Here is a 9,203-nt window from a genome sequence, read left to right as displayed (position 1 = left end):
GCGAGCCGATGGAGCCGTCGACGAAGAGGTCGCCGGCGGCGCCGAGCGCTCCGAGTTCCCGTGCCTTGCCGACGTTCTCCTCCGCCCAGTAGCCGACGACCCGGGGGCCCGGCTCCTCGGCGGCGAGTGCCAGCAGGCCCGCGAAGTCGTCCTCGGAGGAGATGCGCGGGCCGCCGCACTCGTGCACGGACCCGATGCCCAGGGATGCGGCGCGGGCGAGCGCGGCCCGCTGCGCCTCGGTGCGCTGGGCGGGGGTGATCGCACCGAACGCGGCGGCGCGTACGGCGTGGTGGGCGTCGGCGGTCAGCGGGCCGTCCACGGGGCCCGGGTCTTCGGGCACCAGGTCGAGCAGGGCCGTGGTGACGACGGCGGAGTGGACGTCGATCCGGCTGAGGTAGAGGGGCCGGCCGCCGGTGGCCTCGTCGAGTTCCGCGCGCGTGGGGGGACGGCCGCCGGGCCAGCGGGCCGCGTCCCAGCCGTGGCCGAGCAGCACGCGGTCGTCGGGGCGGGCGGCGGCGAAGTCCCTCACCCGGGCGAGCGCCGCCTCCAGGGAGGGGGCGTCGGACAGGTCCAGGCCGGTGAGCGCGAGGCCGGTCGCGGTGGTGTGCACATGGGCATCGGTGAACGCCGGGGTGACGAGTGCGCCGTCCAGGTCGACCACCTCGTCGACGCCGTCCGCGAACGCGTCCGCCGCGCCCTCCGAGCCGACCCATGCCACTTGCCCCGCCTCGACGACCATCGCGGTCGCGAACGGGTCGGCGGGGCTGTGGACCTCGCCCCGGCGAAGAAGAACGGTCCGGACGTCAACACTGCGCTCACTCATGAACACCAGTCTCCCGCCCTACCGGGGCACCGCCGCACCGGGGCACCGCCGCACGCAGGGCGACGGCGGCCGCCGGGTGGTGGTCAGATACGGGGGGGCCGGGACTCGTACGGGGTCGACAGGACCACCGTCGTGCGGGTGGAGACGCCTGCCAGAGTGCGTACGCGTGCCAGGAGTTCCTCCAGTTCGTGGGGGGTGGCCACGCGGACCTTGAGGATGTAGTTCTCGTCGCCGGCGACGCTGTGGCAGGCCTCGATCTCCGGAACGCCGGCCAGGCGGTCGGCGATGTCGTCGGGGGCGCTGGGATCGAAGGGTTTGACCGAGATGAAGGCGGTCATGGGCAGCCCCACGGCCTCGGCGTCGACGACCGCGGCGTACCCACGGATGACGCCGCGCTGCTCCAGCCGCCGCACCCGCTGGTGCACGGCCGACGTGGACAGACCCGTGGCCTTGCCCAGGTCGGTGTAGCTCATCCGCCCGTCCTTGACGAGCAGCTGCACGATCTGTCGGTCCAGCTCCTCCATGGCGCAAGAACCTACAGGGCACCCGATCTCCCCGGACAGCTCGGCGGCCCGGTTCGTGCGCCGTTCGTGACGCCGCGAAAGCCGCCACGCCGGGCACCTGCGGGCGGCATGTGACGAACGCCACACCCCTTGGAGGCTCTCCGTGATGTTCTCGTGATTACCCCCGAGACCGGACGGGAAGTGCTTGCTGTGGTCGAGGCCGCAGCGCCTTCACGGCCCAGCCTTAGGGGGAGAATCCCATGCAGAGTCTCAAGCGCCCTGGTCGTTCTGTGCCCAAGCAGCGGCAGTCGGTCGTCGAGCTCCAGCCGGAGTGGACGGAGTCCGACGCCGACGATGCCCTGGACGGCGAGGAACCCGATGCCTACGACACCTTCGAGATGTACCGGGTGATCTGCCCGGAGTGCGCGCAGCCCATCGCGCTGCTCGCGGACGAGGAGGTCCTGCCGGAGCACGCGCTGTGCGCCTCGCCGTGGAACCCGTTCGGGCTCACGGTCTGCGCCGGCACGGGCCGCCGGGCGTCCGAAGCCCGCCCCGCGGACGAGTCCTTCGCACTCCAGGAGCAGGGCACCGCCCTGCTGCTGACGCTCCCTCAGGGGCTCGACTGGCGCATGCAGCCCTTCTCGCACGTCGGCGGCCCGGGATCGCGCCCGATGCGCGTGCCGGCGATGCGCCGTCATGCCGCCTGAGCGGCACCACCCGGTTCCCGTGGGGCTCGCTCCCGCGCCCCACTCCGGCCCCGGACGCCCATGAACTCACGCTCGATTCCGGGCAGTGGTGACCTGGCCGCCGGACGTCGCGTTGGCCAGGTATGACCACCACCCAGACGGCAGTCGCGCGTCGGCGTCGTGTGTTCGTGCCGCCGCCCGCGGAATCGGTCCCGCCCGCGCCTCCGCAGGCCCAGGACCCGCCGATCTACCGCGACTTGGTACGCGCCTGGGCCGACCGGGGCCGTACCCTGCCGGGGCGTCACGACCCGGAGTGGGTGAGGCTGGTGGCGCCCCCGGCCGGCCTCGGGCTGTTCAGCGGGTCTCGGGACCCGAGACGTGACGGGCGATGACCATCCGCTGGATCTGGTTGGTTCCCTCGACGATCTGCAGGACCTTGGCCTCGCGCATGTAGCGCTCGGCCGGGAAGTCCGCGGTGTAGCCGTACCCGCCGAGCACCTGGACGGCGTCGGTGGTCACCTTCATCGCCGTGTCCGTGCAGAACAGCTTGGCCATGGCCGCCTGCCGCGCGAACGGCCGGCCGGCGTCCCGCAGCCGCGCCGCCGCCAGGTACAGCGCGCGGCCCGCCTCGATCTGCGTCGCCATGTCGGCGATCATGAAGCGCAGCCCCTGGAAGTCCGATATCGGCCGCCCGAACTGCAGCCGCCCGGCGGCGTAGCCGACCGCCTCGTCCAGGGCGGCCTGGGCGAGCCCGATGGCGCAGGCCGCGATGCCGAGCCGGCCGGAGTCGAGCGCGGACAGGGCGATGGTGAAGCCCTGTCCCTCCTCCCCCAGGCGCCGGCTGTCGGGGACCCGTACTCCGTCCAGGTGAATCTGCGCGGTGGGGGAGCCCTTCAGACCCATCTTCCTCTCCGGGGCCGCGGCGCTCAGGCCCTCGGCGTCGCCGGGCACCAGGAAGGCCGTGATACCGCGCGGGCCCTCCTCGCCGGTGCGGGCCATGACCGTGTAGAAGTCGGCGATCCCGCCGTGGGTGATCCACGACTTGGTCCCGGTGACCACCCAGCCGTCGCCGTCCCGGACCGCCTTGGTGCGCAGCGAGGCCGCGTCGGAGCCGGAGGCGGGCTCGGAGAGGGCGTACGCGCCGAGCAGTCCGCCGCCGAGCATGGCGGGCAGGTGCTCGACCTGCTGTTCCTTGGTGCCGTAGGCGGCGAGCCCGTAGGAGGCCAGCGTGTGCACGCTCAGGCCCAGGCCGACGGTGAGACGCGCCGCGGCCAGCTCCTCGAGGACCTGGAGGTACACCTCGTAGGGCTGGTCGCCGCCACCGTACTCGGAGTCGTAGGGCAGGCCGAGCAGTCCCGAGCGGGACAGCAGGGTGAAGATCTCACGCGGGAAACGTCCCGCGTCCTCCTCCTCGGCCGCCTTGGGGGCGATCTCGTGCTGCGCGATGTCGCGGACGAGCGAGATCAGGTCCCGGGCCTCGTCCGTGGGCAGTTGCCGGTCCACCGGCTGCGGGGCGCGGTCGGGCATGGCGACGCTCTCCTCCCTGTCGGGCACATCGGCGGACGCGCGCCTTGGGTGGGGCGGCTCCGCCGGGTCTTTCTCGGGCTCAGCCGGGGCCGGCATCCGGGTCACGGAAGCTGCTGACCAGCGGCTGTGCGCTGTGAGTATGCCCGATCGGAGAGATCCCGTCACCGGTTAACGAGCGCTTACTTCGAGAAATCTCCGGAGTCCGGAACCGGCCCGGACCATCGCCCGTACCGGCCCGGTCCCCTGCCGCCCCGCACGTTCCTCGGCAGCGGGGCGGGGGCACGGCGAACGGCGGGCCGACCGGGACCGTCGGGCAGCGCCGCGGCTCCGCTCAGTCGTCGCGGCGGGCGGGTGCGGGGGCCGGGTGGGCCGGGTCCAGTTCCTCGATGGCGCGCAGGGTGCCGCCGAGGGTCTTCACCAGCAGCTCGCACATGGTGTCGCGGGACAGCTCGGGCCGGCCGATCCAGTCCAGGGTGGCGCCCTCGACGCTGCACACCCAGGCGAGCAGGCCCATACGGGCCGGTGGGGCGATCGCGGTACGGCCGTAGGCGCCCTGCGCGATGGTCGCGACGATGGCCTCGCGCACGCCGTCCCGGATGGCGTGGACCTCGGTGTCGAAGCCGACACCGCCGCTGACGATGGTGCGGTAGGCGGCCTGGTTGTGCTCCGCGTAGCGGAGGTAGCCGTCGATGGTGCGGTGCACCCGGTCCACGGCCGGGAGTTCCAGGCCGCTCGCCGCGAAGGTGACCAGATCGGCGACGGAGTCCTCGATGATCGCCAGGTAGTAGCCGCGCTTGGACCGGAAGTAGTAGTAGATCAGCCCCTTGGCCACGTGGGCCTGCCGGGCGATGTCGTCCATCGAGAGGGCGTCGTAGGAGGTGTCGGCGAACAACCTCCGCCCGATGGCTATGAGTTCGGCGCGACGCGCCACGGAGCGTTCGGTGCCGCGCGCACGACTGGGCGTTCCCCCTGCTCGAACGGGATTGAGAGCTCGGGGAAGGGCGGCCTCACGCTGTCGACTGTTATGCAATTTCGGCCCTGGTCTCCAACTGGCGGTCGAACTCCGCAGTATGGCAGGTCGGCCGGCGACCGGGCCGGTCGTGGTGAAGGCCCCGGTCGCCCGGGGCCTTCACGGTTCCACACGCCCGCGGCGCCGCTGTCAGCGGACGCCCACCGCGGCGAGGGCCCCGCGCTGGTGGGCCGTCGGGCGAGCCGGGAAGTACAGGTAGCAGATGCCGCCACTGCCGGAGACGACCTTGCCGGAGGCGTTGTACCGCTTGGTCCTGAGCCAGATGTTCTCGAACTCCCGGCGCCGGTACACACGCCGCACCGCCTCGTCGCTCGGCGAGGCGGGGTCGTTCGCGATCACATCGCCGTCGGCGGTGAAACCGATGACGGTCATCAGGTGGCCGTTGGTGCCGTAACCGGCGCCGGTCAGCTCGGTCTTGAGGAAGGACTGGGACGTTATGGCCGGGATGCCGGCCGCGATCAGCGTCTCGAGGTCGGTGAGCGAGCCGAGCCGGGTGACCACGCCCTGCAGGTCCCTGAAGGTGGCCGCGTAGGCGGCGTTGAACGGCCAGTTGCCGCAGCCGGCGTACTGGTGGTCGTACGTGTGCCGGGCGGCGTGGCAGACCTGGGGGTCGGCGTAGGACGGGTCGACCCAGGACAGCTGCCCGGGGGTGAGCCGGCCGCCCCAGTACTCGATGATCATCTGGGAGGAGGTGGGGCTGCACCAGGCCTCGCCGCCGTTGTCGTACTCGGGGTACTGGCCGGCGTGGATCTCCTGCGAGTAGCGCGGGACGACCAGTTCCCCGGCCGGGCCGGGTGCGGAGGCGGGGACGGTGAAGCGGTCGGGGACGTCGGAGCCCATGGCACCGATCCGCCACACGGTGGGGGTGAGCCCGGTGCCGGGCCTGCGGTGGAGGGTGAGCCGCAGCCGGTACGAGGTGAGGCGCAGCCCGGAGGCCGGGTCGTCGACGGACCAGGTGTCCGTCCAGACGGTGCCGCGGCCGTCGCTCTGGCCGTCGACGGAGGTCCGCCTGATGTCCTGGTCGCCGGCCGCCCAGCGGCCCATCACGTACCAGGGGGTGTCCGTGCCGTCGGAGTACCTGCCCCGCAGCTCGACCTGGAGCCAGGTCCCGGCCGGGGTGTGCGCGTTCCAGGAGGCGACCGCCTCGGTGGCCGGCACGGCGAGCCGGTGGACCGGCCCCGTCCAGGTGGCGTACTCCCAGGTGGCGGTGGTGCCGGTGTGCGGGTCGGTGTAGTCGGTGGTGCCCGCAGGCCGCGCCATCCGGAGACCGGGACGGGCGCCCGCGACGGCGTGGGTGCCGTGGGCCGTACCGCTGCGCCAGTCGGGGTACGTCGTCCAGGCGCGGTAGTCGACCCGGCGGGCCGGAGTGGGGCGGGGGCGGCCCTTGGCGGCCGGGGCTCCGGCGGCCGGTGCGGTCACGGAGGCGGCGGCCGCCGGGGCGACGCCGCCCGCCATCGCCGCGGCGACCGTGGCGGCCAGGACGGATCTGCGGGACGGCTGTTCGGCTCTGCTCATGGGTGGGTGACCCCCAGGTGTCCGAAGTCGGGGCGGGTCCGTGCACGGCTGTGCGCCCACTATGACCGCGGCGCCCGCCTCCTACCAGCACTTCGGCACACGCCGCACCCACCAATATTGGTCTCCACCACTGGCGTGGCCTGCGAGGAGCCACTCCGCCGTGGCTCCTGGGGACGTCACTAGAATGCCTCCGGGACGTACACCTCCACATGTTCCGGGAATGGTCATTCGCGCTCTCACCGATCTCCTTCGCCGCTTGCCGCCGTCCTGCGGGACCGTGCGGCTCGTCGGCGTCGACGGACATGCCGGGTCCGGCAAATCCACGTTCGCCGCGGAGTTGGCGGTGGCGCTCGGGGATGCGCCCGTGCTGCGCCTGGACGATGTCGCCAGCCATGAGGAGCTGTTCTCGTGGGACGGGCGGCTGCTGAGCGAGGTCGTCGAGCCGCTCGAGCGCGGGGCGACGGCGCGGTACTTCCCGTACGACTGGCGGGCGCGGCGCTTCGGGCCGGCGCGCGAGCTGCCGCCGGCGCCGGTGATCCTCGTCGAGGGCGTGGGGGCGGGGCGGCGGGCGCTGCGCCCGCATCTGGCGCGGCTGCTGTGGATGGACCTGCCGCGCGAGGAGGCCTGGGCGCGGGGGCGGTCACGGGACGGGGAGGAGCAGCGGGAATTCTGGTCCGGGTGGGTCGAGGCCGAGCGCCGGCACTTCGCCGAGGACCCCTCGCGGCCTTTCGCCGATCTTCTGGTGCGGCAGTCGGCCCAGGGATACGAGGTGCTTCCGGGGCCCGCCGGGAGCGTTGGACCGGACCAGTTCGTCACCCACCGTGACGGGTCGTCGGCAATGTGCTGAACTTGTGAAGACCGCTGCGGGCGAACTTCTCCGGCTGCTTCAACTCCGCTTGACCCGGGGGCCGTACAGGACTTACGTTCTCAGTATGCGGTCGTTGAGGACCGCCGACAGACGCGAAGCCCCCGGTTGTTCCCCCGTGATCGGGGGCTTCGTTCTGTCCTTTTCCCGTTTTCCGGACGCCGTCCGATGCCATTCGATCACCCTCGGTCACCGGACGCGGCGCGCCCCGTCCGCTCCCACCTCGCCGAACGGCCTGTGCGGCACCCTTCGGCGCGCGGCGGCCCCACGGGTACGATGCCCTCGGCGCGACCTTCGGACGGCTGCTCAGTGCACTGCAACTCCGTTCCGTGGCACAGCGGTTCGACCACGGGAGGCCGCCTGGTGGATGCCGGGCGGCGAACCTTGGGGGGCACAATTTGTGGGGGACGTGATGGACTTCGGCACGCAGGGCCCCGACGCCCCGGCCGACCTCGCGTGGCTGCGAGGCGTGGACGCCTACACCATGGGCGCCTATCCGCAGGCGGAGGAGGAGTTCCGCACCGCGGTGCGGCTGGACCCCGGGATGGCCGACGGCTGGCTCGGCCTGCACGCGCTACGGGTGGACACGACGACCGCGCTGCTGCGGATGTTCCGGCACCGGGACCGTTTCGGCGAGCAGCGCGCCCGGCACCGCCGCACGCTCAACTCCTGGTACTGGCTGGGCTGGTGGGTGCAGCCCGTCCTTGAGAGGCCCCGCGATCTGCTGCTCGCGCACGCCTCGCACTGGCTGGACGGCCGCCATGTCCCCGAGCTGGACCGGGCGCTGGCCGGGCTGCCGCCGGTGGACACCGACACCCAGGTCCGCTTCCTGCACGCCTGCCGCGCCTATCTCGTCAAGGACTGGGAGCAGCTGGTCCGGCACACCGACCCGCTGCTCGACGACCCGCTGCTCGGCATCGAGGCCGGGCTGTTCGGCGGCATGGCCCGGGTCCGGATGGAGATGTACGGGCAGGCCGAGCCCCTGCTCGCGGCCGCGCTGATGCGTTGCCGCAGCGAGCAGCCGCAGCGCAAGGAGCTGCGGTACTGGCTGGCGCGGGCGCACGAGGGCACCGGGCGCAGCGCCGCCGCGCTCCCGCTGTACCGGGCGGTGCACCGGGTCGACCCGGCCTTCATGGACACCTCGGCGCGGCTGGCGGCGATCGCCGAGGGCGACGGCTACGACGACGTGGCCGGGCTCGCCGCGATCACGCTGACCGGTGTCGGGCAGGACACGGTGGACGGCCCGGACGTGCTGGACCCGCTCTTCGGTACGGAGGGACGGGACCTGAAGCTGTCCGGTTCCGATCTGCCGGTGACCGGTCCGCTGCCGTCGGTGACCGATCCGGCGGTGCGCCGGCGGACCACGGCGGGCGGGGAGGGGCTGCCCACGGGGCCGACCGATCCCGCGTTGCTCGAGGAAGCACTCGCCGAGCTCGAGCGCATGGTGGGGCTGGAGCCGGTGAAACGCCAGGTCAAGGCCCTGTCCGCGCAGCTGAACATGGCGCGGCTGCGGGCCGGGCAGGGGTTGCCCGTGCAGCCGCCCAAGCGGCACTTCGTCTTCTCCGGTCCCTCCGGCACCGGCAAGACCACCGTTGCCCGCATCCTCGGCCGCGTCTTCTACGCCCTCGGTCTGCTCGGCGGCGACCACCTGGTGGAGGCCCAGCGGGCCGATCTGGTCGGCGAGTACCTGGGGCAGACCGCCGTCAAGGCCAACGAACTCATCGACTCCGCGATCGGTGGTGTCCTCTTCGTCGACGAGGCGTACTCGCTGTCCAACTCCGGTTACGGGAAGGGCGACGCGTACGGCGACGAGGCGTTGCAGGTCCTGCTCAAGCGGGCCGAGGACAACCGGGACCACCTGGTGGTGATCCTCGCCGGCTATCCCGAGGGCATGGACCGGCTGCTCGCCGCCAATCCCGGGCTGACGTCCCGCTTCACGACCCGGGTGGACTTCCCGTCGTACCGGCCCCCGGAACTCACCGAGATCGGCTCGGTGCTCGCCGCGGAGAACGGTGACCTGTGGGACGACGAGGCCCGGGACGAGCTGCGCTCGATCGCCGGGCACGTGGTCGACCAGGGGTGGATCGACGAGCTCGGGAACGGGCGGTTCCTGCGGACGCTGTACGAGAAGAGCTGTGCGTACCGTGACCTGCGGCTGTCCACGTATCCGGGGGCGCTGTCCCGGGACGACCTGGCGACGCTGCGGCTGCCGGATCTGATGCAGGCGTACGGGGAGGTCCTGTCGGGGCGGGGG

General features: G+C 72.6%; 9 protein-coding genes. 4 read left to right on the top strand and 5 right to left on the bottom strand.

The window, feature by feature from the left end:
• Both RH94_RS41760 and RH94_RS00910 read right to left on the bottom strand, forming a co-directional pair.
• Nucleotides 1-823: amidohydrolase family protein (locus RH94_RS41760; protein WP_234425426.1), on the bottom strand; the 823-nt coding region annotated here is incomplete at its 3' end.
• Nucleotides 824-906: 83 nt separating this feature from the next.
• A complete protein-coding gene (locus RH94_RS00910; RefSeq protein ID WP_073945769.1) occupies nt 907-1,347 on the bottom strand; it encodes an Lrp/AsnC family transcriptional regulator in 441 nt (146 codons plus the stop codon).
• Between the two features lie 239 nt (nt 1,348-1,586).
• On the opposite strand from RH94_RS00910, the gene RH94_RS00905 reads away from it, so the two are divergent.
• Both RH94_RS00905 and RH94_RS46515 read left to right on the top strand, forming a co-directional pair.
• Entirely contained in the window at nt 1,587-2,033 is a 447-nt protein-coding gene (locus tag RH94_RS00905; RefSeq protein ID WP_073945768.1) for a hypothetical protein, read from the top strand.
• Nucleotides 2,034-2,155: 122 nt separating this feature from the next.
• Entirely contained in the window at nt 2,156-2,404 is a 249-nt protein-coding gene (locus RH94_RS46515; RefSeq protein WP_073945767.1) for a hypothetical protein, read from the top strand.
• Here RH94_RS46515 and RH94_RS00895 read toward each other — a convergent pair.
• The 3 genes from RH94_RS00895 to RH94_RS00885 form a co-directional block, all read right to left on the bottom strand.
• A complete protein-coding gene (locus RH94_RS00895; RefSeq protein WP_073945766.1) occupies nt 2,367-3,539 on the bottom strand; it encodes an acyl-CoA dehydrogenase family protein in 1,173 nt (390 codons plus the stop codon). The genes RH94_RS46515 and RH94_RS00895 overlap by 38 nt on opposite strands.
• A gap of 331 nt (nt 3,540-3,870) precedes the next feature.
• Complete coding sequence (locus tag RH94_RS00890) at nt 3,871-4,569, bottom strand: TetR/AcrR family transcriptional regulator (protein ID WP_407697235.1); 699 nt, start codon at nt 4,567-4,569, stop codon at nt 3,871-3,873.
• A 129-nt stretch (nt 4,570-4,698) separates the two neighbouring features.
• Complete coding sequence (locus RH94_RS00885; protein ID WP_073945764.1) at nt 4,699-6,084, bottom strand: peptidase C39 family protein; 1,386 nt, start codon at nt 6,082-6,084, stop codon at nt 4,699-4,701.
• 220 nt (nt 6,085-6,304) lie between these two features.
• Between RH94_RS00885 and RH94_RS00880 the strand changes: the two genes are divergently transcribed.
• On the top strand, nt 6,305-6,931 hold the full coding sequence (locus tag RH94_RS00880; RefSeq protein WP_073945763.1) for a uridine kinase family protein: 627 nt from the start codon (nt 6,305-6,307) through the stop codon (nt 6,929-6,931).
• 430 nt (nt 6,932-7,361) lie between these two features.
• On the top strand, nt 7,362-9,203 hold a 1,842-nt coding region (locus RH94_RS00875; RefSeq protein ID WP_199880836.1), incomplete at its 3' end, for an AAA family ATPase.

The sequence above is a fragment of the Streptomyces kebangsaanensis genome (genome assembly GCF_001906585.1).
Lineage (GTDB): Bacteria > Actinomycetota > Actinomycetes > Streptomycetales > Streptomycetaceae > Streptomyces > Streptomyces kebangsaanensis.
The sequence above is the reverse complement of the archived record's forward strand: the minus strand, read 5'-3'. Positions and strand labels throughout refer to the sequence as shown.

What these genes read in the sequence shown, in the direction of transcription:
- RH94_RS00885 (WP_073945764.1), bottom strand. Translation starts at nt 6,084, where the DNA reads ATGAGCAGAGCCGAACAGCCGTCCCGCAGATCCGTCCTGGCCGCCACG.
- RH94_RS00905 (WP_073945768.1), top strand. Translation starts at nt 1,587, where the DNA reads ATGCAGAGTCTCAAGCGCCCTGGTCGTTCTGTGCCCAAGCAGCGGCAG.
- RH94_RS00880 (WP_073945763.1), top strand. Translation starts at nt 6,305, where the DNA reads ATGGTCATTCGCGCTCTCACCGATCTCCTTCGCCGCTTGCCGCCGTCC.
- RH94_RS00895 (WP_073945766.1), bottom strand. Translation starts at nt 3,539, where the DNA reads ATGCCCGACCGCGCCCCGCAGCCGGTGGACCGGCAACTGCCCACGGAC.
- RH94_RS46515 (WP_073945767.1), top strand. Translation starts at nt 2,156, where the DNA reads ATGACCACCACCCAGACGGCAGTCGCGCGTCGGCGTCGTGTGTTCGTG.
- RH94_RS00910 (WP_073945769.1), bottom strand. Translation starts at nt 1,347, where the DNA reads ATGGAGGAGCTGGACCGACAGATCGTGCAGCTGCTCGTCAAGGACGGG.